Here is a 25,272-nt window from a genome sequence, read left to right on the forward strand (position 1 = left end):
GGCGGGACTCCGAACGCCGCCCGCCCGGGCCGACCGGTCGTTCCTCCCCGCGCTCGCGCGGTCGGTTCCGGCCGATGCGTGGTAACGGCGGGAACGCGGGTAGCTGGGCCGCCAAGGAGGTGAACGCATGGCTCACGACACCGAGGGAGCCGGGAACGGGGCGGTCTCGGCGTTGGAGGGACCGCTGTCGCGGTTGACGCTCATGGCCGAGGTGAGCACGGCGCTGGGCAGCAGCCTGGACGGCGATGACGTGCTGCGGCGGCTGACCCGGCTGCTGGTGCCGCAACTGGCCGACTGGTGTACGGCGAGCCTGCTCGGAGACCGACTGCGCCGGGTGGCGCTGGTGCACCGCGATCCCGGCGCGGTGCCGCCCGACACCGAAGGCGTGCTGCCGCCCCCCGATCCGCTGTCGGAGAGCCCGGTGGAGCGCGTGCTGGCCGGGGAGGGCCCGCTGCTGGTCACGGAGTTCCCCGAAGCCGCCACCCCGCTGAGCCGCGCGCACAAGGAGCTGACCGACGCGCTGGGCGCCCACACCGAGATCCTGATCCCGCTGCGCGCGCGGCGGCGGATCCTGGGCTCGCTGAGCCTGGTGCGCACCGACCCGGAACGCCCGCTGACCGAAGCCGACTTCGCGCTGGTCGAGGACCTGGCACACCGGGCCGCACTGGCCCTGGACAACGCTCGCCTCTACGCCGCCCAGCGCGACACCGCCCATGACTTCCAGCGCGCGCTGCTGCCCGAGCTGCCCGACATCGGCCGCCTGCGACTGGCTGCCCGCTACACCCCCGCCCAGGCCGGCGCCGAGGTGGGCGGCGACTGGTACGACGCGCTCGTGCTGCCCGACGGCGCCACCGCGCTGACCGTCGGCGACGTCAGCGGCCACGACCTGGCCGCCGCGGTGCAGATGTCGAAGCTGCAGAGCATGCTGCGGACGCTGGTCTGGGACCACCGGGAACCGCCCAGCGCGATCATGCGGCGCCTCGACAGCCTGCTGCAGTACCTGCCGTCCATCCCGCAGACGGCCACCGTCGTCTACGGGCGCGTCGAGGGCGGGGCCGGCGGGCCCTGGCAGTGGCACTGGGCCAACGCCGGCCACCTCCCTCCGCTGCTCGTCACCGACGAGGGCGTGACGCGCTACCTCGACGCCGGGCACGGCGTGCTGCTCGGGGTCGACGACACCCTGGCCCGCCTCGATGCCAGGACGGACCTGCCGCCGTGCTCCACGCTGCTGCTCTACACCGACGGCCTGGTCGAGCGCCGCGGCGAGTTCATCGAGCGGGGCATGGTCCGGCTGCGCCAGCAGGCCGCCCTCCTCGCCCGCGAATCCGTCGACGCCTTCTGCGACGGCCTGCTGGAGAGCATGGTCGACACTCCCGAGGACGACGTCGTCCTGCTCGCCCTGCGCATCCCCGAGGCCGCCGCCCCCGCTGCGCAGGGCGGTACAGGTTGAGCCGGAAGCGCCGACCGGTCAGGGCGAGGCCGGCCAGGACCGGCAGCACTCCCGCGACGATGACGGGCGTCCGCCCTCGGCCGGCCTTGCCGGCCCGCACCAGGGCGACGAGGCCGACCGCCCCGAGGATGACGCCGACGAACAGCGCGCCGATCAGGCTGAAGATCAGTGGGAGGCCAGATTCCGGGGCATCGGCGAACTCCGGCGCGCAGTCGGTGTCCGAACGCTGTAGACCCAAGGGGCCGCCCGTCCGCCCCCCAGTCCATCGTTCCGCTGCCCAATGCCGGTCGGCCCACCCGGGGCGACGGCTGGAGGGATGGCGAAGAGGAGGCGGGGAGTCAGGGAGTGTGGGCGAGGCGGGCGGCGCCCGCGGCGGCGGCGAGCACCCCGCAGGCGAACCACAGCGCCCCGGACGCTCCCAGGGAGGCGGCCACCACTCCGGCTCCGGCGGGGAGGGCGACCTGGCCGATGCGGTTGGCCCACAGCCGCAGCGCGAGCGCGGTGCTGCGCGCGTCGCCGGGCACCGCGCGCACCACGATGGTCATGGTCAGCGGCTGGCCGATGCCCAGCAGGAACCCGCCGACGGCCAGCGCCGCGGCCATGATCCAGGGGTCGCCGTTGGCGGGCAGGGTCACCGCGCCCAGCGCCCCCGCGGCACCCAGGGCGCTGGCCATGACCAGCGCGCGCCGGGACCAGCGGGCCAGCAGCCACGGGAGCAGCAGACGCGACAGCAGGGAGAAGCCCGCCCGCACGCCCAGCAGCACCCCGGCCACCGACGGAGCGATCCCACGCTGTTCGGCGATCAGCGGGAGGTATGCGGTGAGCAGGTCGACCGAGACCAGCAGCGCCAGGCTGACGAACAGCCCCGCGCCGACCCCTGGGCGCCGCAGCAGGGCGGTCACCGGCATCGGGGCCGCCGCCTTGGACCGCCGGGGTGTTCCTCGTGGCGGTGCGGGGCTGCTGCGTGCCAGCCCCGCGACCCCGGTGAGGCCCAACACGGCGATCACCGAGGCGATGACCAGCGCCTCGACGGTCGGCCCTTCCAGGGCGGCGCCGCTGGCCTCCCCCAGGACCAGGCCGGCGATGAGCGGCCCCGCCATCTGCCCCGACGACACCGCCGCGGTGAACCAGCCGAAGTTGCGGTCCAGGTCCTGCTCGGCGGAGCGACGGGCGATGAGCCCTTGACCGGAGATCATGAAGACGATGTGGCCGAACCCCAGCACGGTCCCCGCCACGCCCACGAGCGTCAGGGACGGGGCCGCCGCCATGAGCAGGGGCGCGGCGGCGAGCAGGACGGTGCCCGTCAGCGTGATCCAGGCCATGCGGGTGACGCGGTCGGTCAACCGCCCCAGCGGGACCGCGACCACGAGGGAGAGCAGAGCGTAGGCCGAGGTGATGAGCCCGATCGCCAACGCGTCGCCGCCCAGCGAAATCGCCCGGTAGGAGAGGAGGGGGCGGGCGAGGTTGAGCGAGGTCTGCGTGCAGACGGCGCAGGCCATGAGCCACCACAGCCAGCGTGTTCTTCCGGCGTCAGTCACGGTCATGGTCGCAGCAACGTCGGACCGCTCTCATCCGGTCATCGGACAACATCATCGCGCCTCGCTCCTCCACCGCAGTAAACACCCCCGGTTCACCGGCTCCTCGGCCGGGGTCGCTGCCCCCTCGCCGCGCTCTCAGCCGAGAAGGCAGGGCGCTCAGATCATCAGGGCCACAGCGGTGATCGGTAAAGCTGCCTGTGGACCGCGTAGCAGCCGCGGCCGATGAGCTCGGTGCCACCGCTCGGGCAAGACGCGGCCGGAAGGTCTGGTGCGAAACCGGCGCGCCCTGAGGCCCCGCGGCGCGACGCTGTCCGAAACCGGCCAGCCGTTCCTGCTGACCGGTGAGGCCGGAACCGAGCTCATCGCCGAGTACTACGCCGACCAGCTCGCCTTCTCCGTCAACGCCGCGCGGGAGGACGGCCCGTCCGGCCGCCCGGAGGACTTCGCCACCGGTCTCGTCCCGGATCCGCCGCTGCACATCCGGACCTCGGAGGGAACGGCCGCCTTCGACGGCGGAGCGGTGCATCTGATGTGGTCCGAGGACGCGAGCTCCCGCAAGAGGAAGGAGCAGCGGCGCGAATTCGGGCTCGCCGGCATCCGGCAGGTCGACTGGGTCCCCTCCAGCGAGTGGAGCAACGGCTACCTGCGGGTCGTGCCCGGGAGTCCGACGCCGACCCCGCGACCAAACCGAGCAGGGACCTGCGCTGCCTGCTGACCGACGGGAGCACGGAGGAGGCCCGGGCGCTGCTGATGGCGGCGACCGTGACGGCCCACCTCTGGGCCGGAAGCACCCGCGAGGCCGCGTCACCGATCGCCGCCGACGCCCCGCCCAAGGCCGTCGCCGACTCGCCCCGGACCGTCTACGACCGCATCCGCGAGCTCGGGCGGCTGCACGAGGAGGGTCTGCTGACCGACGAGGAGTTCACGACCAAGAAGGCCGAGCTCCTCGACCGGTTGTGATCGGCCGGGGCCAGCGCGGCGGGCCCGGCTCCGGAAGAGCTGCGTCCATCCCGCGTGCGTCACCGCGGGGCCAGGTGCAGCGCCTCGGGGGAGCGGTGGATCAGCGTGGGCCGCATGGTGACGGGCCGGTCCGGTGCCAGGCGCAGTCCGGGCAGCCGGCGGACCAGCGTCTCCAGCGTGATCCGCAGTTGCGCGCGGGCGAGCTGCGACCCCGGGCACGCGTGCGCCCCGTGCCCGAAGGCCATGTGCCGCTGCGGCCCCCGGGTGATGTCGAAGACGTCCGGCCGGCCGTGGCGGGCCGCGTCCCGGTTGGCGGAGCCGAACGCGACGAAGACGACGGCGCCGGCCGGGAGGTCGGTCCCGGCGAGCGCGACCGGACGCGTGGTGGTCCGGCGGAAGCCCTGGATGGGGGCGTCGTAGCGGGCGGCCTCCTCGATCGCGTCGGGGATGAGCCCGGGGCGCTCGCACAGCAGCTCCCACTGCGCCCGGTCCTCCAGCAGGTGCAGTACAGCGGTGCCGATCAGCGCCGTCGTGCTCATGTGCCCGGCGAGCAGCAGGTTCATCAGGGTCGACACCACCTCGCCCCGCTGCTGCGGCGTCGGCTCCCCCGTTCCCGGAACGAGCGCGCGGACCATCTCGCTGCACAGGTCGTCGCGCGGCTCCGCGCGGCGCCGGCGCACGTAGCCGTCCAGCAGGCGCTGCAGGGCCGCGTGGTCGCGGGCGGCGCCGACCCGCTCCTCCGCTTCGAGCGGCCGGAACAGCATCTCCACGGAGCGGTAATTGGTGCGGACCGCTGTGGACACGTCGGCCGGGTCGAGGCCGATGATCCGTCCGAGGACCTCGCCCGGCAGCCGCTCGGCGTACCGGCTCATCAGCTCGACCTCGCCGTCGGGGCCGAACCCGTCGACGAGGGCCGCGGCGCGTTCGGCGATGAAGGGGGTGACCGCGGCGACCCGCGCGGAGGACAGGCCGCGGGTGTGCGGCTCACGGTAGCGCCGGTGCTGCTCACCGTCGGAGCCGAGCACGGTGGATCCCCCGCTGACGCCCCGGGAGAGCTCGGCGATCATGTCCGGGGTGGGCGGGAAGTCCGGCCGGAGCACGTTCGTCGAGGAGAAGTCCTCCGGTCGCTGCAGCACCTCGCGGACGTCGTCGTGCCGGGCGACCAGCCAGGCGTCGAGTTCGGGAACGAAGGTGAGCCCCGGGGTCCGGCGGGCCCGCGCATAGAGGGGGTAGGGGTCGCGCTGCAGCGCTTCAAGGGCGGCGATGTCCACGGTCTCTGCCTCCGAGCGGACGGCGGGTGAGGGCGGGGCGCTGTCGGGAACCGGCCCCTGCCGATGATGGCCGAGAGTCCGTTCCCCGACAAGGACGACGGCGAGGACCAGCCAGAAGTGGCCGGGGTTGTGGTGCAGCTCCAGGTCGAGCCGGGGGCGGGCGAGCAGCAGCCAGAGCCCGGCCAGCGGGACCGCGGGGCTCCGTACGCGCGTCGGGCCCCGGCGGTGCCGGGGCCCGGCGGCGCGGCCGCGCCGCCCGCTCACCCGCCGGAGCGGCGGCGGAGGCTAGATCGCTGATGGGAGGGCCGGGATTGTCTTCAGACCCCGCTTGGCCTTCGCGGACCTGGTGAGGCTGCCGTCAGCGCGCCGGCGCTGACGGCAGCCTTCCCAGGCCACCAGGGTGAACGAAAGGACTGCGGCCACAGCTTCCAACCCCGTCAACGATCTAGTGGAACAGGGAGTCGTGGTCCTCGTCGTCCTCGTCGTCACCCCAGCGGGGGACCGGGCCGACTCCGAACGTGCCGTCGTCGTCATCGTGGTGCTCCGCGCCCTCGTCGTAGTGGTCCTGCTCCGACATCCGCTCCTCGGGGTCGCCCCTGAGCAGCCGGTCCAGCCAGGACGAGGCGTCTGTCCAGCGCAAGACGCGCTCCTTTTCACGTTGGGGGATGCCGTCGGCTAGCCGCGATAGCCGCCGGGGTTGGCCGACTGCCACCGCCAGGCGTCGGCGCAGGCGTCGGCGACCGTCCTGGCCGCCTTCCAGTCCAGGTCCCGGTTTGCCGCGGCCGGGTCGGCGTAGCAGGTGGCGATGTCCCCCGGACGCCGGGCGGCGACCTCGTGGGGGACCTCCCGGCCGGACGCCCGCTCGAAGGCCCTGACGGCTTCGAGGACCGAGGTGCCCTGGCCCGTGCCGAGGTTGTAGACGCGCAGGCCGGAGCGGTCGTCGATGCGGTCGATGGCGGCCGAGTGCCCGAGGGCGAGGTCGACGACGTGCAGGTAGTCGCGGACCCCGGTGCCGTCCGGGGTGTCGTAGTCGTCCCCGAAGACCCGCAGCTTCGGCAGTCTGCCCGCCGCGACCTTGGAGATGTAGGGGAACAGGTTGTTCGGGACGTCGTCGGGGTCCTCGCCGATGAGCCCGCTGGCGTGCGCGCCGATGGGGTTGAAGTAGCGCAGCAGCGTGATCCGCCACTCCGGGTCGGCCTCGGCGAGGTCGGTGAGGACGCGCTCCCCGAACAGCTTGGTCGCGCCGTAGGGGTTGGTGACGCTGAGCGGCATCTCCTCGGTGATGGGGACCGCCGCAGGGTCCCCGTAGACGGTCGCCGAGGAGCTGAACACCAGGCGCCGCACGCCGCGCGCGTCCATCACCTCGCACAGCGTCAGGAGCGCGTCGAGGTTGTTGCGGTAGTAGCGCAGCGGCTGCGCGGTGGACTCGCCCACCGCCTTCAGCCCGGCGAAGTGCACCACCGCGTCGATCCGGTGCTCGGCGAAGACCCCGTCGAGGAACGCCGGATCGGCGCAGTCCCCCTTGTGGAAGGCGATCGCGCGGCCGGTGATCCGCTCGACCCGCCGCACGGCCTCCGGGTGGCTGTTGACCAGGTTGTCGACGACGACGACCTCGTGCCCCCGGCCGATCAGCTCGACCGCCGTGTGACTACCGATGTAACCGGCACCGCCGGTCAGCAGGATTCTCATGGTTCACCGCCTGGGGGATGTGAGGGAGCCCTGCCGCCGGCAGCAGGGCTCTCGAACGGGGATCTCGATGCCGGGTCTTCCTGTGGGCCCGCCGGACGAACCGGGCTCTCGCCGGTGCACGGACCGCCTGGTGTGGAAGAGGTGGTCAGTGGAGTCCGGTGAAGAGCCGGTCGACGATCCGGGCGGCCGCCTTGCCGTCGTCCAGGGGGCAGAACCGGTTCACGAAGGCGTCGTAGCGCGCCTTGTGGCCGGCGTGGACCTCGTCGACGTCGCGGACCGCCTCGATCACCTGGTCGGAGGTCGTCAGCAGCGGCCCCGGCGCGGTCGCGTCGAAGTCGAAGTAGAAGCCGCGCAGGTTGTCCCGGTAGTCCTCGAGGTCGTAGGTGAAGAACAGCATCGGGCGACCGGTGTTGGCGAAGTCGAACATCAGCGACGAGTAGTCGGTGATGAGCACGTCGGTGACCAGAAACAGTTCCTGGATCTCCGGATAGGTCGAGACGTCGTGGACGAAGTCGCGCCCGACCACCGGGACACGGTCGACGATGTTGGGGTGGCGGCGCACCATCAGCACGTGGTCGTCACCGAGGGTCTCGTACATGCGTTGAAGGTCCAGGTGCAGGTCCAGCTTGTACTTGCCCGGTGAGTAGAACTTGTCGTCCCGCCAGGTGGGCGCGTAGAGCACGACCTTCTTGCCCTCGGGCAGCCCGAGCCGCTCGCGCACCTCGCGGGTCAGCTTCTCGCGCTCGGGCGAGTGGAAGATGTCGTTGCGCGGGTAACCGGTCTCCAGGATCTCGCCCTCGAACCGGAACGCCCGCCGCAGGATCGGCGTCGCCCAGGGGCTCGGGGAGACGAGGTGGTTCCACTGGTTCACTTCGCGGACCAGCTTGTCGTGGTAGTCGCGGCTGGCGAACTGGACCCGCTCGATGTCGAACCCGATCCGCTTGAGCATCGATCCGTGCCAGGTCTGCACCACGACCTGCTCGGGGCGGCGCTCGAACCACATCGGCAGGTGGGTGTTTGACACGATGTACCTGCTTCGGGCCAGCGCCTCGAAGTACTCCCGGCTCGAGTGGCGGGTCTCGGTCAGATCGTCGGGCAGCGCGACCTGGCCGTCCCTGGCCAGCCAGGAGGCCGGGTACCTCTTGCCCCGGCGACGCAGCTCCTCGTAGATCCCCCGCGGGCTGTCGGAGTACTGCTTCCCCGAGTAGCTGTCAAACAGGATCCCGTCGGTGACGGGCCGCTTCCGCAGCCGCGGGTAGGTCGTCTCGCGCAGCAACTGCTGGGCGTAGGGCCCCTGCTCCTCGGGGCGCAGCGCGGATCCGACGGTCAGCACCGGGACGTCGTGGCGGACGGCGTCGAAGGACACCGTACGGCCGTCGAGGTCGGCGGCGACGGGGAGCCGGGGCACCAGGTCGTGGTCGACCCGGGCGAAACCGTCGTCCCACTCGTTGGGCCCGGTGCTCCTGCGGATCAGGCACCGGTAGCCGCCGGCGCCGAGCGGCAGCCGCGCGCCGAAGGCCGGCATCGCCGTGGGACGGAACCGGACGCTGAACCGGGATCCGTCCAGCTCCAGCGGGAAGAGGTGCTCCTCGGTGCGTCCCCGGGCCTTGATGACGAACGACAGGCCCGTGGGGTCGTCGACGTGGTAGTCGCCGGCGATCCGCAGCTCGCCGCCGACCCACGTGACCTCGCTGATGGTCGGGCGGTCGATCCCCATGCGCAGGATGGCCCAGCCCGCGTTGTCGCGCTCGACGTTGATCTCGCGCCCGGAATCGCGGTACCGCCCTTCGGGGGCGGAGTCGGCGATGGAGAGCCGGGCTGCGGGCCCGCCCTCCGCGATGACGTGGGCCTCCCAGCGTTCGGAGGTGTCGGGTCCTCCGGCGATCGAACGGCGCTGCGCGAACCCGTCGGTCAGGGCGGACATCGGCACCTTGGCGGTGAAGGCGCCGTCGGACGAGCCCTCCAGGGGGACATCGAGCCGGACGTCTCCGGGAAGCCGGTTCAGCCGGACGACGGAGCCGGGACGGGCGGCCTCATGCCCGAGCACCCCGGTCAGCACGAGGTCGTCGCCTTCGGTCCGGTGCCCCGTGAGCTGGGCTCGCAGGGGGTCGATGGTGAGGGAGAGGCCGTCGGAGCCGCGCCAGGAGGGCCGCACCCACACGTTCGGGGCGACCTCGTAGGCGGTGGGACGCTGGGGGGCTCCCGCGGTGGGCCGGGCCAGACGGTCCCGCCGGATGAGGGCGCGGTTGAACATCCACAGTTCGACGAACCACTCGCCGGCCCGCCATCGGCCGTCGCTTTTGAGTCGTGCGGGGTCGACGGTGATCTCGTAGCCGCTCCAGTCCTGGCGCGCGGTCGCGGCGTCCGGCGGCAGCCGGAACTCGTTGGCCCGGTGAATGGAGACGGGAACCCGCACGTGCGCCCCGGTCTCGGGGTTGACGACCCATGCGCGCAGGTACTGCTGGATCCGCTTGTTCGGGCGGAGGAACCTGAGGCACGCGCGACCGGTGACGACCAGTCTGCCGTCGCGCCAGGCGATTCCCTCGGCCTTCTGCCGGATCTCCAGTTCCTTGTCGAGCCGGTAGACCTCGCGCGGGATCTTCAGTGCCGGATCGTCCTTGAACGGGTAGTCCGCGTAGAACCTCGCCCCGTGCCGGACCGCCTCGGCCTTCTTCTGCTCGACGCTCTTGTTGAAGGTGAGCATCTCGGCGAGCTGAGGCCCCAGTCGCTTACGGATCAGGTACCACTTCAGTCGCTCGACCGCCGGCAGCTCCGGATACACCTTCGGGTCGACGGTGTCCAGGTAGGCGTTGCCGAGATCGAAGAAGCGCTGCAGGAAGACTTCATCCGCTTGGTCCAGAACCTGCAGGAAGGTACGCAGGTCATTGCCGAGGGCCGCAACATCCCAGCGCCGTTTGTCCAACGGCGTCCCACGCTCAACGATGAAATCACTCACCGCGGTGACCGCTCGAAAACGGTCCTCCAACGCCTTGACGCTCAGCCGGTCCTGGGTGATCGACTTGTCATCGCTGGGCCGCTCCCGCCACAGGTAGACCGGAGCGGACAGCACGTCCACGGCCGTGGCCAGGAAGTGCAGTGGGATGACCACCGACTCGTCCTCGTACAGCACGCCCTCGGGGAACCAGAGGCCGTGGGCGTCCCAGAAGGTGCGCCGCCACACCTTGTTGGTGGAGAGCCGGTCGATGAGCAGGGTGTCCCGCTGCGTGATGTGGGTGCGGGAGGCCGGTGTCCGGAAGATCCTGCGGTGCATCGGGGACTGCCGCGTGCCGAGCTCGTCGAGTCGGTGGACGTTGCCGGTCGCGAAGTCGGAGCCGCTGTCCCGCAGGCTGTTGACCATGTATCCGAAGGCGTACGGCGGGATGACGTCGTCGCTGTCCACGAACGTGAGGAATTCACCGCTCGCGTTGCGGATGCCCGTGTTGCGCGCCGCGCCCAGACCGGCGTTGGGCTGCTGGACCAGTGTGAACCGGGGGTCGTCCGCCGCGAAGCGCTTGGCGATGGCCGCGCTGTTGTCGGGGGATCCGTCGTCGACCATGACGACTTCGAGATCGGTCAGGGTCTGCCCCGACAGCGACCGGAGGCACTCCTCCAGGTAACGCTCGACGTTGTAGATGGGCACGATGACACTGAGAGTAACCACAGGCTTCTCCAAGACCGCCTGGAAACAGGGCGCACGGCCGACAGAACGGTGAGACGGGATGAGGGGGATGAGGGGGAAGGGAAGAGACCACTGCGGGGAGAGGGATCACCGAGCACAGGGATGACACGGAACTCTATATGGACAGAGAGTTAGTAAGCCATGAAAATGCTAGAAATTATGAAGTTTTCCGCTAAAGCCTTATAACTACACAAAGAGGGCGTCGAATACGCGGAGTCAGGTGTGGTCATGTGATCGACGCGTGGCGCCCACCGGTGGAGCGCCGAACACGGGCCGCGGAAAAACCGTCCGGATCTCCTGGACCGGCCGCGTCACTCCCGGCCCTTGAGGATGCGCCGCACGGGGCGCCCCACGGTGCGCCGGACACGGCGGTAGGGGGTGTTGCGAGCCGTTCGCTCGAGTGCCGTGATCCGCTTGACGGCCTTCTCCAGGGTCTTGCCCTGCTTGGCCAATGCGTCTTCCAGGGCCTTGTTCCGCTTGGTCAACGCATCGATGTGCTTGTCCGCTCGCGTCTGGGTCCTCTTGAGCTCTGCGGCGTTCTCCTTCAGCCAGCCCAGGCGGTAGCCGAGGCCGCCGTCGTCCTCACCGTCCCAGGCGCGGATCGGAGGGGCGAAGTCGAGCCCGCGCATGCCCTCCTCGAACGACGCGCCTCCGTCCCCGCCGGCCGCGTAGACGTGGTCGAGACCGTGCGACTCAAGGAATCCGGTCATCGTGTCCAGGCGTTCCCCGTGTCCCTTCAGCAGCGCGGTGTAGTCGGCCTCCTCATAGAGGGCGGCCGCGTCGACGTCCGCCGACAGCTCCGTCGTCTTCTTGTACGGGATCTCGAAGTACCGGCTCAGTTCAAGAGTCCGGGAGTCGTGGCACAACACCATGCCCGGAGTCCCGCCCAGCAGAGCCGTGATGGTGCCGTGGATTCTGGTGCCGAACGCGAAGTCGTACTCCGACAGCGAGCGGATCCACGTCACGGGGTCCAGGTGCAGGCGAACCCTGCCGTCGCGGAACAGCGGGTGGCTGCGGTGCTGCGGGAACTCCGCGTGGCGGTCGGCCGCCTCGGAAGTGTCCCCCCAGTAGAGCAATTCGAGCTCGCGGTGATCCTGCGCGAAGTAGACGAGTTCCGGATACCGGTCGAAATTCGCCATGACGATCTTCTCGATGTCACCGGCATCGCGGGTGACCGAGACCGCGATCCTGGAGTCACGGCCAAGGGCCGAGGCCTTTTTCTCGACGTTGAGCTCGCCGCCGTACCTGAACATCGAAGGACAGCCGATGACCTCGACGTCCTTGAAGCCCAGGCTGTCGAGGTAGTGCCCGGTGAATTCGCCTCGGACGCCGATCGACGGGGACCTGTCCAGAACCGCCTTGGCGAACTCCTTGACCGATTCGTCGATCGGGCGCAACCGCTCCAGGTCGTAGTCGAGGCTGGACTGCGCTCCGATGCCGAGGACCACGACCGGGATCCTCAACCGCTCGATCACCTTCGTCCAGGTCGTGAGACTCCGCTCGTACTGGGAGCGGAAGGCGTTGGCGAACGGGAGGACGACGGCGTCGTACTCCTCGTTGATCCGGGCCGCGTCATCGGGTCTGATCCGGTCTCCTCGGGTGGGCACGAGTTCCACATCAGGAGTGAGCAGCATCTTGTACGCCGAGTCACTGAAGACCAGGTTGCCGAGATTGGCCCCACCGATGCTCTGTCGCATCACGGCTTCGGGCGAGACCACATCGAACGGACTCTTTCCGGATCGGATCAGGATCCTCTTCACAGGGCTGGGCTCCTTGGTCGTGCGGATTCACCGCGGTGAATCCGGCTTGGTCCAAACGGGATCGGCGGACGGACGATTGATGGCTTCCGGGGCCGCTTTGACCGCGGCGGCTGCTCTTCCCCCGCCTCAACGGCCGGGCTCGGGGCGGCGCCGCGCCGCGGGGGCGTCGTCGGCGATGGAGACGTCGGTGACATGGGGAGGCGCGGGCACGACGAGGGCGACCACCTTGCACTGGGAGCCGCTGAGCACCGCGAAGCGGTCGCGTATCAATCGCGCCAGAGCACGCTCTGGTTGAGAAGACGTCCAGTTGGGGGATGTCTGAGCGTCGGGGGCATCCAGTACGCAGACACCAGGCGTACATTTGCCGAATATCGCAACAACACCGACAATCCGGTCTCCTCTTCTCCCCAAAACCGACCGCAGCGACCGTAGGTCCTGCTCAGAAGGCGTTTTAGGGACGGAAGACCGGTACTCAGCCGCCATCCCTCTACGAACTCAAGGCCGGATCGTTATGACGGTGGCCGCCGTCGACCACCGTTTCGGCTCGTACGCAGCGGCTCCGCGCGGGCGGGCGTGCCGGAGCGGTTCCGTTGCGAGTCGGCGTATCCCTTCAGGTCGGACATGCCGGACATGTAAGTAAGACTCGCCACCAACGCCCGAGGTTTACCTCTCCGTTCCCCGATGTTCACCTTCCATGGGAACCACCACGGCGCGGACCGGGGCCGTGCGGGGGCGGCTTCGCGGGGTCGGTTCGCCCGTCGCCGAGGGCGGCGCGGTCCTGCTCATGCCGGAATGAAGGACGACAGGCCCGAGCCGCCCGGACCACGGGCGACTCGGGCCGGGCGGGGACTCCGCGGATCTCAGGAGGACGGCCGCACCGCGGGGGGCAGGGTGAAGCGGATGGTCTCGCGGGCGGTCTCGTGCTCGGTCACGGTGACCGGCCCCAGCCCGGACAGGGCCGCGACGACCGCGCCGACCAGGTGGGGCGGGGCCGAGGCGCCCGCGGTCAGGCCGATCCTGCGGGCGCCGGCCAGCCACTCGGGGCGGATGCCGCCGACGTCGTCGACGAGGTGGCCGGGCGCGCCGCTGCGCCGGGCGAGCTCGGCCAGCCGGACGGAGTTGGAGGAGTTCGCCGAGCCGACCACGAGCACCAGATCGGCCTCTTCCGCGATCGCCTTCAGCGCGTCCTGGCGGTTGGTGGTGGCGTAGCAGATGTCGTCGGAGGCCGGCCCGCGCACGGCCGGAAACCTGGCACGCAGCGCGTCGACCACCTCGGCCGTCTCGTCCACGGCCAGGGTGGTCTGGGTCAGGTAGGACACCCGCTCCGGGTCGCCGACGCGCAGGCCCTCGACGTCGGCGGGGGTCTCGACCAGGACCGTCCGGTCCGGCGCCTCGCCCAGGGTGCCCTCGACCTCCTCGTGCCCGGCGTGCCCGATCAGCACCACGGTGTCGCCGCGGGCGGCGAACCTGCGGGCCTCGGCGTGCACCTTGGTCACCAGTGGGCAGGTCGCGTCGATCACCTCCAGCCCCCGCCGCTCGGCCTCGGCGTGGACGGCCGGAGACACCCCGTGCGCGGAGAACACCACGGTGGCCCCGTCGGGGACCTCGTCCAGCTCGTCGACGAACACCGCGCCGCGGGCCTCCAGGTCGGCCACCACGTGGGTGTTGTGCACGATCTGCTTGCGCACGTGGACCGGGCCGGCCCGCTGCTCCAGCGCGTACTCCACGATCTCGATGGCGCGCTCGACCCCGGCGCAGAACGACCGCGGCGCGGCCAGCACGACCTCGCGGGGACCCGCGACCGACAGCCAGGCCGCCAGCGCGGCGCGGACCGCGGTCCGGCCCGCGCGGTCGCCGTCGGCCGCCGCCGCGCCGAGACCGGTCAGGCCGCCGCCCGAGGCGGGGAGCACGGCGGCCAGCGCCCCCGCCTCCCCGGCGTCGGCGTCGGCGTCGAGGTGGAGGGGGCCGCGGACCGTCGCCGCGCCCTGCCGCCGCAGGGTGCCGGCGAGCAGGGCGGCCGCGCGGCATTCGACGGCGGCCCCGCCGGGGCGGACCAGCTCGTCGGCGACGAGCACCGCCCCCGACTCCAGCCGGCCGGGGTTGCGCGCTGCGACCGTGCCGCGCGCTCCGGTGACGGACATCTGTGTGCCTCCTCGGCTCGTGGTGTCTCACTGATATTCGACGGTCGGGTCCGCAGAGGGGGTGGGCTGTCGCTGTGCGCGCAGCGCCGGCGGCACGACGGGTCCGAACCCCGGAGATCCCGTCCCACCCGCGAACCCGACCGTCGAGCACCGGTCAGTGGTCTCTGCGGGCGATCAGCCGGGCCAGCGCGGTCAGCTCCGCGGCGGCCCGCTGCGGCGGACCGATCGAGCGCAGCAGTTCCAGCGCCTGCGCCAGCAGGTCGTCGGCCCGGATCCGGCTCCAGGCGCGCCCGCCCGCGATGTCGACCAGCTCCGCGGCGCGGGCCGGTTCGGTCCCCGACAGCGGCCGGTCCCGGCGGTAGAGCGCGGCCAGCTCCTCCCCCGCCGGGGTGCCCGACGTCAGGGCGGCCACCACCGGCAGGGACTTCTTCCGGTTGACCAGGTCCGAATGGACCGGCTTGCCGGTCACCGCCGGATCCCCCCAGATGCCGAGGAGGTCGTCGGTGAACTGGAACGCCAGGCCCAACCGCTCGCCGAAGCCGCGCAGCCCGGCGACCTGCTCGCGGTCGCCGCCCCCGAACGCGGCGCCGAGCGCGCAGGCGCAGCCCAGCAGCGCTCCGGTCTTGCGTTCGGCCATGCTCAGGCACTCGCGCAGGTCGACGTCGGAGCGGTCCTCGAAGGCGATGTCGGCGCTCTGGCCGCCCACCAGGTCCAGCACCGCCCTGCTGAGCATCCGCATCCCGTCCGGGGCCGCCGGGTGCCCGCTGGCCGCGAGCACGTCGAAGGCCAGCGTCAGCAGCGCGTCCCCGGCCAGGACCGCCGGGCCCGAACCGAACACGCTCCAGGCCGTGGGCCGGTGGCGGCGGGTCGCGTCGCCGTCCATCACGTCGTCGTGCAGCAGGGAGAAGTCGTGCACCAGTTCCACCGCGACCGCGGCCGGCGACGCCGCGGCCGGGGCCCCGCCGACGGCCTCGGCCGCCAGCAGGGCCAGTGCGGGGCGCAGCGCCTTGCCGCCGTCGGTCCGGGTCGGCCGACCGTCCTCGTCCCACCAGCCGAAGTGGTAGCCGGCGATGCGCCGCATCGACGCGGGCAGCGCCTCGGCCGCTTCGCGCAGGGCCGGGTCGACCGAATCGCGGCCCCAGGCCAGCACCTCGCGCGCCGACCGCTGCCCGGTGATCTCCTCAGTGGAGGACATCGGCCGCCCCCTCAGTGTCCGATCTCGACGTTCTCCAGCACGCCGAGGGCGTCGGGAACGAGGACGGCCGCGGAGTAGTAGGTGCTCACCAGGTAGGAGATGACCGCCTGGTCGTTGATCCCCATGAACCGGACGTTGAGGCCGGGCTCGTACTCGTCGGGGATCCCGGTCTGGTGCAGGCCGACCACGCCCTGGTTCTGCTCACCGGTCCGCAGCACCAGGATCGAGCTGGTCCGGGACCTGGTGACGGGGATCTTGTCGCAGGGCAGGATCGGCACCCCGCGCCACACCGTCACCAGGTGGCCGTCGACGTCCGCGCTCTGCGGGTAGATGCCCCGGCGGTTGCACTCGCGGCCGAACGCGGCGATCGTCTCGGGGTGGGCGAGGAAGAACTCCGACTTGCGCCGACGGGAGAGGAGCTCGTCGAGGTCGTCGGGGGTGGGCGGACCGCTGCGGGTGTGGATGCGCTGCTTGAGGTCGGCGTTGTGCAGCAGCCCGAAGTCGCGGTTGTTGACGAGTTCGTGCTCCTGCCGCTCGCGCAGGGCCTCGATCGTCAGCTTGAGCTGCTGCTCGACCTGGTTCATCGGCTGGTTGTAGAGGTCGGCGACCCTGGAGTGCACCCGCAGCACGGTCTGGGCCACGCTCAGCTCATATTCGCGGGGCCTGACCTCGTAGTCGACGAAGGTGCCCGCCAGCAGCGGCTCGCCGACGTGGCCCGAGGCCAGCTCGATCGACGCCTCGCCGTACTTGTTCTGCGGCGCCTCCTCACCTGATCGGATCCGCTCCAGGTGCGTCCGCAGCGACTCTGACCGGCCGTCCAGCTCCTCCAGCGCCTGGCGCCGCAGCACCAGGACGATGCACGGGGTGACCGCCCTGACCGTGAAGTCCCACTCGGCGGAGTCCTGCGCCAGCACCCGGTCGCCGAAGTGGTCGCCGTCGGCCAGCGTGCCCAGCACGGCGTCGTCGCCGTAGTGCCCCTGGGCGATCTTGTGCACCTTGCCGTGCGCGATGAGGACGACCTGGTCGGCGGGGCGCCCCGCCTCGACGATCACGTCGCCGGCCGCGAACTCCCGCTGCTCGAACCGGTCGGCCAGGGCGCCCAGCACCTCCTCGTCGTCGAATCCGCGCAGCGTCGGCAGCTCGCACAGCTCCCGCGGGATGACCCGGACATCGGCCCCGGTGTTGGTGAAGGTCACCCGGCCGTCACCCACCGCGTAGCTCAGCCGCCGGTTGACCCGGTAGGTGCCGGCGGAGGCCTGCACCCACGGCAGCTTGCGCAGCAGCCAGCGCGGGGAGATCCCCTGCATCTGCGGGGTCGACTTGGTCGTCGTCGCCAGGTTGCGCGCGGCCGCGGTCCCCAGGCTCATCTGGGATTGTCCGTTGCCGGTGGTGCGGTTCGGTTCGGTCACGGTCACGGCGGGTACCGCCAATCCGGTTTCGTTCGCGTACTGATGGACTGCGTGCTGATGGCAGGTGTCGGTTGCCGGGCCGCGGCGCCGGAGCGGCGCCGCGGCCCGATGCGGGCGGCCGAGGCGTCCGGCCCGGGCTCGTCGGCGGGTGCGGGCGGCCGGGTGGGGACGGCGGGTCAGCCCTCCCGCCCGATCTCGACGCTCTCCAGGACGGCGAGGGCGTCGGGAACGAGGACGGCCGCGGAGTAGTAGGTGCTCACCAGGTAGGAGATGACCGCCTGGTCGTTGATCCCCATGAACCGCACCGACAGGCCGGGCTCGTACTCGTCGGGGATCCCGGTCTGGTGCAGGCCGACCACGCCCCGGTCGTGCTCGCCCGGGCGGATGAGCAGGACGGAGCTGGTGCGGGTCGGCGAGATCGGGATCTTGTTGCAGGGCAGGAGCGGCACGCCCCGCCAGGCCGGCACCTTGTGCCCCTGCATGTCGATGCTCTGCGGGTAGATGCCCCGGCGGCTGCACTCGCGGCCGAACGCCGCGATGGTGCGGGGGTGGGCCAGCAGGAACCCCGGGTCCTTCCACACCTTCGCCAGCAGTTCGTCGAGGTCGTCGGGGGTGGGTGGACCGCTGCGGGTGTGGATGCGCTGCTTGAGGTCGGCGTTGTGCAGCAGCCCGAAGTCGCGGTTGTTGACGAGTTCGTGCTCCTGCCGCTCGCGCAGGGCCTCGATCGTCAGCTTGAGCTGCTGCTCGACCTGGTTCATCGGCTGGTTGTAGAGGTCGGCGACCCTGGAGTGCACCCGCAGCACGGTCTGGGCCACGCTCAGCTCATATTCGCGGGGCCTGACCTCGTAGTCGACGAAGGTGCCCGCCAGCAGCGGCTCGCCGACGTGGCCCGAGGCCACGTCGACGTCGGCCTCTCCGTCTCCGTTGCTGGGCGCCTCCCGGCCGCTCCGCCCCTGTTCGACGTGCGCGCGCAGCGTCTCGGAGCGGTCGTTGAGGTCGTCGAACGCCTGGCTCCGCAGCGTCAGGACGGTGCACGCGGTGACCGCCTTGGCGGTGAAGTCCCAGTCGCCCGGGGATTGCGCCAGAGCCCGGTCGCCGAAGTGGTCGCCGTCGGCCAGCGTGCCCAGCACCGCCTCGTCGCCGTAGTGGCCGGGGACGACCATGTTCACCTTGCCGTGCGCGATGAGGACGACCTGGTCGGCGGGGCGCCCCGCCTCGACGATCACGTCGCCGGGCCCGAACTCCCGCTGCTCGAACCGGTCGGCCAGGGCGCCCAGCACCTCCTCGTCGTCGAACCCGCGCAGCAGCGACAGCTCGCACAGCTCCCGCGGGATGACCCGCACGTCGGCCCCGGTGTTGGTGAAGGTCACCCGGCCGTCACCCACCGCGTAGCTCAGCCGCCGGTTGACCCGGTAGGTGCCGGCGGAGGCCTGCACCCACGGCAGCATCCGCAGCAGCCAGCGCGAGGAGATCCCCTGCATCTGCGGGGTCGACTTGGTCGTCGTCGCCAGGTTGCGCGCGGCCGCGGTCCCCAGGCTCATCTGGGGCCGTTCGCCGTCAACACCGGTCCCCGGTTCCGTCACAGTCACAGCACAAACCGCCAATCCACGAGCAAACGGGCAGGAAGAGAAATCGGGTCACCACGCCGCGCGCTGCGACGGGCGACCGGCCGCCACCCGCAATTCCACCTCGTTGTGCAATTCGGGCGCGCTGGAAATTCATCGCCGAGTCGATATGTCGCCGATCGCGACGGCCCCGATCGTACCCCGATGAATTCCCCGAAACGCGGGGCGGAGAATCTTTTTCCGCCCGGGAGGCGCATCGGCGTGCCGGTCCCCGGATTCGGACCGTACGGCGGTTCCGGTCCGGTCTCACAGAACACGGCCCCCATGTGCGACGACGACGGAGGGGCGCGAGTTTCGGTCAGGGTCGGCCACGCGGAACCGGAAGTCTCCGACGCGGATTCCACATCACCGCCCCGGTGCCGGCGGACCGATTACGGACGGCACATCCCCCGACAAAAAGCGGAGCCGCGAATTCCGACCCTTCTCCGACACCGGGAGGAATCCGAAGGAAAAGGAAGACGGAACGCGAAAAGCGAGATCACCGGATAACCGTGCGGCAATACGGGCCTGTCGGGCGGTTCGGGTACGAAAGCGCCCGGAACCGCCCGCAGGCCGACCCCGCTCCCGACGCGCCGGAAAAGGGACGTTCGGCCGCCGCCCTCCGGCCATTGACACTGCGCAGTCGCGGTGTCAGCATTCCGTCATGTGGGAGCGCTCCCACATGTCTTTCACGAGCACGGCCAATCCCCCGATCCCCGCGCGCCGCGCTGCACCGAAAGGACTCCCGTGATCCGACGACCGAGACGGAGAAGAACCCTCGCTCTCGCGGCGGCCCCGCTCGCCGCCGCACTCGCCTGCACCGGATCGACCGCGACCGCCGCCGCCGCACTCGCCGAGGAGGAGGCGCCCGAGCAGATCGTCAACGGCACGTTCGACAACGGCACCACCGGCTGGTGGGGCACCGCCAACACCACCGTCGAAGCCGTCGACGGCAGGCTGTGCGCCGACGTCCCCGGCGGCACCGCCAGCCCGTGGGACGTGATCATCGGGCAGAACGACGTCTCGCTGGAGGCCGGCGAATCCTACGAGTTCGCCTTCACCGCATCGGCCGACCGGCCGGTCACCGTCCGCGCCCTGATCCAGCGCGACGTCGACCCCTACCCCACCCAGCTCGACGAGCGCCCGCGGCTGGACACCGAGGCCCAGACCCGCACCTTCGCCTTCACCTCCACCGAGAGCTGGGACGACGCGCAGGTCGCGTTCCAGGTCGGCGGCTCGGACGAGGCGTGGACCTTCTGCGTCGACGACGTGTCGCTGCGCGGCGGCGCCGAACCGCCGGTCTACGAACCCGACACCGGACCGCGGGTGCGGGTGAACCAGGTCGGCTACCTGCCCCACGGGCCCAAGAACGCCACCCTGGTCACCGACGCCGCCGACCCGCTGCCGTGGGAGCTGGCCGACGCCGGCGGCGAGGTCGTGGCCGAGGGGAGCACCGCGCCGGAGGGGGTCGACGCCTCCTCGGGGCAGAACGTGCACACCATCGACTTCGGCGACCACACCGAGGTCGGCGAGGGCTACACGCTCAGCGCCGACGGCGAGACCAGCCACCCCTTCGACGTGGCCGAGGACCCCTACGAGCGGCTGCGGACCGACTCGCTGTCGTTCTACTACCCCCAGCGCAGCGGGATCGAGATCTCCGACGACGTCGCCCCGGGCTACGGCCGCGCGGCCGGCCACGTCGGCGAGGCCCCCAACCAGGGCGACACCGACGTGCCGTGCGCCCCGGGCACCTGCGACTACTCGCTGGACGTGTCGGGCGGCTGGTACGACGCCGGCGACCACGGCAAGTACGTGGTCAACGGCGGCATCTCCGTCCACCAGTTGATGAGCACCTTCGAGCGCACCAAGACGGCACCCACCGCCCAGCCCGACGCGCTGGGCGACTCCACGCTGCGCGTCCCCGAGCGCGGCAACGGCGTCCCCGACGTCCTGGACGAGGCCCGGTGGGAGCTGGAGTTCCTGATGAGCATGCAGGTCCCGGAGGGCGAGCCGCTCGCCGGCATGGCGCACCACAAGATCCACGACGCCGAGTGGACCGGCCTGCCCCTGATGCCGGCCGACGACCCGCAGCCGCGCTACCTGCAGCCGCCCTCGACCGCGGCCACGCTCAACCTCGCCGCGACCGCCGCGCAGTGCGCCCGGCTGTTCGAGCCCTACGACGCGGACTTCGCCGCCGAGTGCCGCGACGCCGCCGAGACCGCGTGGGACGCGGCGCAGGCGAACCCGGACCACTACGCCGAGCCGGGCGGCGTCGGCGGCGGCCCCTACGACGACGACAACGTGGCCGACGAGTTCTACTGGGCCGCGGCCGAGCTCCTCCTGACCACCGGCGAGCAGGAGTACGCCGACGCGGTCACCTCCTCCCCGGTCCACACCGAGGACGTCTTCGGCGCGAGCGGCTTCGACTGGAAGTGGACGGGGGCGCTGGGCCGGCTGCAGTTGGCCACCGTCCCCAACGACCTGGCCGACCGCGAGCGCGTGCGCGCGTCGGTGGCCGAGGGCGCCGACGGCTACCTGGAGGCGCAGCGCGACCACCCCTACGGCCTGTCCTACGCTCCGGACGGCGGCGTGTTCGACTGGGGCTCCAACGGCCTGGTGCTCAACACCATGGTGGTGATGGCCACGGCCTACGACATCACCGGCGACGCGGCCTACCGCGACGGCGTGATCGAGGGCATGGACTACATCCTGGGCCGCAACGCGCTCAACCAGTCCTACGTGACCGGCTACGGCGAGAACGACGCCCGCAACCAGCACAGCCGCTGGTACGCCCACCAGCTCGACCCCGACCTGCCCAACCCGCCGCCGGGCACCCTCTCCGGCGGCCCCAACTCCAACACCGGCACCTGGGACCCGGTGGCGCAGGCGGACCTGCAGGGCTGCGCGCCGCAGTTCTGCTACATCGACGACATCGAGTCCTGGTCCACCAACGAACTGACGATCAACTGGAACTCGGCCCTGGCGTGGACGGCCTCCTTCCTCGCCGACCAGGACGGCGCCGGGTCTCCCGCTCCGGCGGCCTGCACGGTCGAGCACGTCCGGCACGGCGCGTGGGCCGACGGCTTCAACACCCAGGTGACCGTCGAGAACACCGGCGCGGAGCGCATCGACGGCTGGCGGCTGCGCTGGTCCTTCCTCGCCGGTCAGACGCTCACCGACCACTGGAGCGCCGAGGTCGAGCGGAACGGGTCGACCTTCACGGCGGGCAACCTCGACTGGAACCGGACGATCGAGCCGGGCCAGAGCGTGACCTTCGGCTTCATCGGCACCAGCCCCTCAGGGCCGAATCCGGCACCGGAGCTGTTCACCCTCAACGGGGACGCCTGCGCCTGAGCCCCCCCGCCCGACCACCCGGGCGCGGACCGGAGAACGTCGCCGGTCCGCGCCTCTTCGCGTGTGGCGGCCGGATGGCGGCGGCGCGCCGGACGGCGCCGGAAAAAGAGGAGCTTTTTAATCGTGGCTCAACTCCGGCACGCATTTTCTCGAATGTGACTCACGTCACCTTTTCGCTATTGGTCGGATGACCTTAGGATACCGCTACGTGCAGATACGTAAAAAATAAAAAATAATAGCGGCCAAATAATTCTCCCAGAGGATTCACCACCCGCACATCCCCATCCGGAAGGGTTTTCCCCAGCATGAACGAAGGTGCAAAAGACCAGGCGGTGACGTTGCGCTACGACGGGGACGAGCATTCCCTTCCGGTGCTCTCCGGCAGCGAGGGCGAAAGGGCCATCGCGCTGAAGACCCTGCTGTCCGGCACCGGACTGGTCACGCTGGACCCCGGGTTCGCCAACACCGCGGCGTGCCGCTCGGAGATCACCTACATCGACGGCGAGGCGGGGATCCTGCGGTACCGGGGCTACCCGATCGAGCGGCTGGCCGAGGCGAGCACGTTCGTCGAGGTCTGCCACCTCCTGATCCACGGCGAGCTGCCCACGGAGCAGGAGCGCGACGCGCTGTCGGAGCGGCTGCGGGAGCACGCCGACATCCCCGACGCCCTGCGGGACCTGCTCAACGCCTTCCCCCGCGGCGCCCACCCCATGACGGTGCTGTCGAGCGCGGTCAACACGCTGGCCGCCTTCCACGCCGACGACTGCGACCCCGGCGACCCCGCGCAGGTGGAGCTCGCCACGGTCCTGCTGCTCGCCAAGCTTCCGACGATCGCCGCCCACATCCACCGCACCTCCACCGGGCAGGCCCCCGTGCCCCCGGACGACTCCCTCGGCTACGTCGAGAACTTCCTGCGCATGGCCTTCGGACCGCCGAGCGGCGGCGCCGGGGTCGATCCGCTGCTGTCCAAGGCGATGGACCTGCTGTTCGTCCTGCACGCCGACCACGAGCTGAACTGCTCGACGGCCACCGTCCGCGTGGTCGGCTCCTCCCAGGCCAGCCTGTTCGCCAGCGTCTCCGCCGGCATCAACGCGCTGTCCGGCCCGCTGCACGGCGGCGCCAACCAGGCGGTGCTGGAGATGCTGGAGGAGATCCGGCGGGTCGACGGCGACGTCGACTCCTTCATCAAGAAGGTGAAGGACCCCGACAGCAGGACCCGCCTCATGGGCTTCGGCCACCGCGTCTACAAGAACTTCGACCCGCGCAGCAAGGAGATCAAGCGGCTGGCCCAGCAGATCCTGGCCCGCCAGGGCAGCGACGAGCTCTTCGACCTCGCCCTGCAACTGGAGGAGAAGGCGCTGTCCGACTCCTACTTCGTCGACCGCAGGCTCTACCCCAACGTCGACTTCTACACCGGACTGATCTACCGCGCCATGGGCTTCCCGACCGACATGTTCACCGTGCTGTTCGCCATCGGACGGCTGCCCGGGTGGATCGCCCACTGGCGGGAGCTCCTGGCCGACCCCGACGCGCGGATCGCCCGCCCCCGCCAGCTCTACACCGGCCCGAACGAGCGCGACCTGCCCGCCGGGGGCTGACCGCCCGGGACCGGCGCGCGGGGGCGGTGCGCCGTTCCCGCGCGCATCGATCCCGCGTTCCCGGATAGAGGGCCTTCGTCCGGCACTCCTCGGAGAAAGTGCGGAGGTGGTCCCCGATGCGTCCGGGAGCCGGGGAGCTCGAGCGCTCCCTCCTCTTCGTCGGGAACGCGACGGTACTCATCCGCTGGGACGACGTCACGGTCCTCACCGACCCCAACTTCCTGCACCGCGGACAGTGGGCCTACCTGGGCAAGGGGCTGGTCTCCCGGCGCCTGCGCGACCCGGCGCTGGACGTGCGCGACCTGCCCGACCTGGACGCGATCGTGCTGTCGCACCTGCACGGCGACCACTTCGACCGGGTCGCCCGGCACAACCTCGACCACGACCTGCCCGTCGCGACCACCCGGCAGGCGGCGCGCCGCCTGCGCTCGCAGGGCTTCGAGCGCTCCGTGGGCCTGGACACCTGGCAGGAGTGGTCGCTGAGCCGGGAACGGACGTGGATGCGGGTGGTCGCCGTCCCCGGCCGGCACGGGCCGCGCCTGGTACACCGCCTGCTGCCGCCCGTCATGGGCAGCGTCATCGAGTTCGGGCCGACGGGCGGCGACGCCGAGATCCGCATCTACGTCACCGGCGACACCCTGATGTTCGACGGCGTCCGCGAGATCCCGCGGCGCCACCCCGACATCGACCTCGCACTGCTCCACCTGGGCGGCACCACGCTGCCCGGCGGCGTGATGGTGACCATGGACGGGCGTCAGGGAGCCGACCTGATCGAGACGGTCGATCCCCGGCGGGCGGCGCCGATCCACTACGACGACTACGGGGTGTTCAAGTCCCCGCTGCACGACTTCCGGGAGCAGGTGTTCGCCCGCGGCCTGGAGGACCGGATCCGTTACCTGCAACGGGGCGAGTCCGTGCGGCTGTAGCTGCGCGCGACCGGACCCTCATCGCCCGTTATGCCGCTTTGCGGGGTTATTACGTTGATTCGAGCATTGCTTGCCCCGGGCGCGCGCATCCTGGACTAAGGAGGTCCCCGCGGATCCGTCCTGCTCGGTTCCCCGACGGGCCCGGCACAGTCTCGTGGCACGACCTTGGAGGGGCAGATGAACATGCGAGCCAACGGATGGAGCGTCTTCGCCGCGGTCATGCTGATGATCGCGGGAACGTTCACCATCATGCAGGGCCTGGTGGCGTTGACCATTCCGGATTACTACGTCATAGCCGAGGCTGATCTCTTAGGCTTCAACTTCGGACTGTGGGGCACCCTGCTCCTCATCTGGGGCGTGCTCCTGTGGGCGGCCGCGTTCGGGTCGCTCAACGAGGCCGCCTGGGCGCGGACGGCGGGGGTCGCGCTGGCCGCGATCAGCGCCGTGATCCAGCTCGCCTTCCTGCCGGCCTACCCGTTCTGGTCGGCGATCATGGTCGCCCTCAGCGTCCTGGCGATCTACGGCATGACCACCGGGCAGAGCAAGGCCGAAGCGACCCCGTCGGCCTACCGGGCGGGGCGCAGCGACGCCGCGACCATGCCCGAACCGCGGTCCGGGACGCACGCCGCTCCCGACACGTCCCCCAACGCACCGGGCGCGCACGAGCGCCAGCGCCCGTGAGGAGTCGACGTCGTCGT

General features: G+C 71.1%; 18 protein-coding genes. 7 read left to right on the top strand and 11 right to left on the bottom strand.

The annotated features are described in order from the left end of the window. The first annotated feature begins 127 nt into the window (after positions 1 to 127). Positions 128 to 1,450, top strand: coding sequence for a PP2C family protein-serine/threonine phosphatase (locus tag HDA32_RS26100; protein WP_179645680.1), 1,323 nt, complete (start codon positions 128 to 130; stop codon positions 1,448 to 1,450). A gap of 338 nt (positions 1,451 to 1,788) precedes the next feature. Here HDA32_RS26100 and HDA32_RS26105 read toward each other — a convergent pair whose 3' ends face one another. Beyond that, positions 1,789 to 2,994 carry an MFS transporter gene (locus HDA32_RS26105; protein WP_179645681.1) on the bottom strand — a complete coding sequence of 402 codons (1,206 nt, stop codon included), beginning with the start codon at positions 2,992 to 2,994 and terminating at the stop codon, positions 1,789 to 1,791. Between the two features lie 262 nt (positions 2,995 to 3,256). Here HDA32_RS26105 and HDA32_RS31950 point away from each other — a divergent pair, with 262 nt between their 5' ends. Both HDA32_RS31950 and HDA32_RS26115 read left to right on the top strand, forming a co-directional pair. Then, a complete protein-coding gene (locus tag HDA32_RS31950) occupies positions 3,257 to 3,703 on the top strand; it encodes a DUF4429 domain-containing protein (protein WP_179645682.1) in 447 nt (148 codons plus the stop codon). Between the two features lie 35 nt (positions 3,704 to 3,738). Then, positions 3,739 to 3,948 (top strand): SHOCT domain-containing protein, encoded by a 210-nt coding sequence (locus tag HDA32_RS26115; protein ID WP_179645683.1) that lies wholly within the window; start codon positions 3,739 to 3,741, stop codon positions 3,946 to 3,948. A 59-nt stretch (positions 3,949 to 4,007) separates the two neighbouring features. On the opposite strand, the gene HDA32_RS26120 is transcribed toward HDA32_RS26115, so the two are convergent. The 10 genes from HDA32_RS26120 to HDA32_RS26165 all read right to left on the bottom strand — a co-directional run bounded on the left by HDA32_RS26120 (position 4,008) and on the right by HDA32_RS26165 (position 18,633). After that, on the bottom strand, positions 4,008 to 5,483 hold the full coding sequence (locus tag HDA32_RS26120; protein ID WP_312863333.1) for a cytochrome P450: 1,476 nt from the start codon (positions 5,481 to 5,483) through the stop codon (positions 4,008 to 4,010). Positions 5,484 to 5,664: 181 nt separating this feature from the next. Then, positions 5,665 to 5,859, bottom strand: a complete 195-nt coding sequence (locus HDA32_RS26125; protein WP_179645684.1) for a hypothetical protein — start codon at positions 5,857 to 5,859, stop codon at positions 5,665 to 5,667. Positions 5,860 to 5,894: 35 nt separating this feature from the next. Then, on the bottom strand, positions 5,895 to 6,908 hold the full coding sequence (gene galE, locus HDA32_RS26130) for a UDP-glucose 4-epimerase GalE (RefSeq protein ID WP_179645685.1): 1,014 nt from the start codon (positions 6,906 to 6,908) through the stop codon (positions 5,895 to 5,897). A gap of 145 nt (positions 6,909 to 7,053) precedes the next feature. Further along, positions 7,054 to 10,569, bottom strand: coding sequence for a bifunctional glycosyltransferase/CDP-glycerol:glycerophosphate glycerophosphotransferase (locus HDA32_RS26135; RefSeq protein ID WP_179645686.1), 3,516 nt, complete (start codon positions 10,567 to 10,569; stop codon positions 7,054 to 7,056). A 329-nt stretch (positions 10,570 to 10,898) separates the two neighbouring features. Continuing rightward, the gene (locus tag HDA32_RS26140) at positions 10,899 to 12,347 is read right to left on the bottom strand and encodes a polysaccharide pyruvyl transferase family protein (RefSeq protein WP_179645687.1); all 1,449 of its coding nucleotides are present in this window, start codon (positions 12,345 to 12,347) and stop codon (positions 10,899 to 10,901) included. Positions 12,348 to 12,473: 126 nt separating this feature from the next. Further along, positions 12,474 to 12,617 (bottom strand): hypothetical protein, encoded by a 144-nt coding sequence (locus HDA32_RS26145; protein ID WP_179645688.1) that lies wholly within the window; start codon positions 12,615 to 12,617, stop codon positions 12,474 to 12,476. 590 nt (positions 12,618 to 13,207) lie between these two features. Further along, positions 13,208 to 14,488, bottom strand: a complete 1,281-nt coding sequence (gene ispH / locus HDA32_RS26150) for a 4-hydroxy-3-methylbut-2-enyl diphosphate reductase (RefSeq protein ID WP_179645689.1) — start codon at positions 14,486 to 14,488, stop codon at positions 13,208 to 13,210. A gap of 154 nt (positions 14,489 to 14,642) precedes the next feature. Beyond that, complete coding sequence (locus HDA32_RS26155) at positions 14,643 to 15,683, bottom strand: family 2 encapsulin nanocompartment cargo protein polyprenyl transferase (protein ID WP_179645690.1); 1,041 nt, start codon at positions 15,681 to 15,683, stop codon at positions 14,643 to 14,645. Positions 15,684 to 15,694: 11 nt separating this feature from the next. Further along, on the bottom strand, positions 15,695 to 17,050 hold the full coding sequence (locus HDA32_RS26160) for a family 2B encapsulin nanocompartment shell protein (protein WP_179646969.1): 1,356 nt from the start codon (positions 17,048 to 17,050) through the stop codon (positions 15,695 to 15,697). A gap of 218 nt (positions 17,051 to 17,268) precedes the next feature. After that, complete coding sequence (locus HDA32_RS26165) at positions 17,269 to 18,633, bottom strand: family 2B encapsulin nanocompartment shell protein (RefSeq protein WP_179645691.1); 1,365 nt, start codon at positions 18,631 to 18,633, stop codon at positions 17,269 to 17,271. 810 nt (positions 18,634 to 19,443) lie between these two features. Here HDA32_RS26165 and HDA32_RS26170 point away from each other — a divergent pair. The 4 genes from HDA32_RS26170 to HDA32_RS26185 all read left to right on the top strand — a co-directional run bounded on the left by HDA32_RS26170 (position 19,444) and on the right by HDA32_RS26185 (position 25,255). After that, positions 19,444 to 22,050, top strand: coding sequence for a glycoside hydrolase family 9 protein (locus tag HDA32_RS26170; RefSeq protein WP_179645692.1), 2,607 nt, complete (start codon positions 19,444 to 19,446; stop codon positions 22,048 to 22,050). Positions 22,051 to 22,355: 305 nt separating this feature from the next. Further along, a complete protein-coding gene (locus HDA32_RS26175; protein WP_179645693.1) occupies positions 22,356 to 23,648 on the top strand; it encodes a citrate synthase in 1,293 nt (430 codons plus the stop codon). Between the two features lie 116 nt (positions 23,649 to 23,764). Continuing rightward, the gene (locus HDA32_RS26180; protein ID WP_179645694.1) at positions 23,765 to 24,574 is read left to right on the top strand and encodes an MBL fold metallo-hydrolase; all 810 of its coding nucleotides are present in this window, start codon (positions 23,765 to 23,767) and stop codon (positions 24,572 to 24,574) included. Between the two features lie 177 nt (positions 24,575 to 24,751). Continuing rightward, positions 24,752 to 25,255 (top strand): DUF7144 family membrane protein, encoded by a 504-nt coding sequence (locus tag HDA32_RS26185; RefSeq protein ID WP_179645695.1) that lies wholly within the window; start codon positions 24,752 to 24,754, stop codon positions 25,253 to 25,255. Positions 25,256 to 25,272: the final 17 nt, after the last annotated feature.

It is taken from the genome of Spinactinospora alkalitolerans (assembly GCF_013408795.1).
Lineage (GTDB): Bacteria > Actinomycetota > Actinomycetes > Streptosporangiales > Streptosporangiaceae > Spinactinospora > Spinactinospora alkalitolerans.

Excerpts from the sequence above, each read along its gene's own strand:
- HDA32_RS26100 (WP_179645680.1), top strand. The coding sequence starts at position 128 with ATGGCTCACGACACCGAGGGAGCCGGGAACGGGGCGGTCTCGGCGTTG.
- HDA32_RS26105 (WP_179645681.1), bottom strand. The coding sequence starts at position 2,994 with ATGACCGTGACTGACGCCGGAAGAACACGCTGGCTGTGGTGGCTCATG.
- HDA32_RS26115 (WP_179645683.1), top strand. The coding sequence starts at position 3,739 with ATGGCGGCGACCGTGACGGCCCACCTCTGGGCCGGAAGCACCCGCGAG.
- galE (WP_179645685.1), bottom strand. The coding sequence starts at position 6,908 with ATGAGAATCCTGCTGACCGGCGGTGCCGGTTACATCGGTAGTCACACG.
- ispH (WP_179645689.1), bottom strand. The coding sequence starts at position 14,488 with ATGTCCGTCACCGGAGCGCGCGGCACGGTCGCAGCGCGCAACCCCGGC.
- HDA32_RS26155 (WP_179645690.1), bottom strand. The coding sequence starts at position 15,683 with ATGTCCTCCACTGAGGAGATCACCGGGCAGCGGTCGGCGCGCGAGGTG.
- HDA32_RS26160 (WP_179646969.1), bottom strand. The coding sequence starts at position 17,050 with ATGAGCCTGGGGACCGCGGCCGCGCGCAACCTGGCGACGACGACCAAG.
- HDA32_RS26165 (WP_179645691.1), bottom strand. The coding sequence starts at position 18,633 with ATGAGCCTGGGGACCGCGGCCGCGCGCAACCTGGCGACGACGACCAAG.
- HDA32_RS26175 (WP_179645693.1), top strand. The coding sequence starts at position 22,356 with ATGAACGAAGGTGCAAAAGACCAGGCGGTGACGTTGCGCTACGACGGG.
- HDA32_RS26180 (WP_179645694.1), top strand. The coding sequence starts at position 23,765 with ATGCGTCCGGGAGCCGGGGAGCTCGAGCGCTCCCTCCTCTTCGTCGGG.
- HDA32_RS26185 (WP_179645695.1), top strand. The coding sequence starts at position 24,752 with ATGAACATGCGAGCCAACGGATGGAGCGTCTTCGCCGCGGTCATGCTG.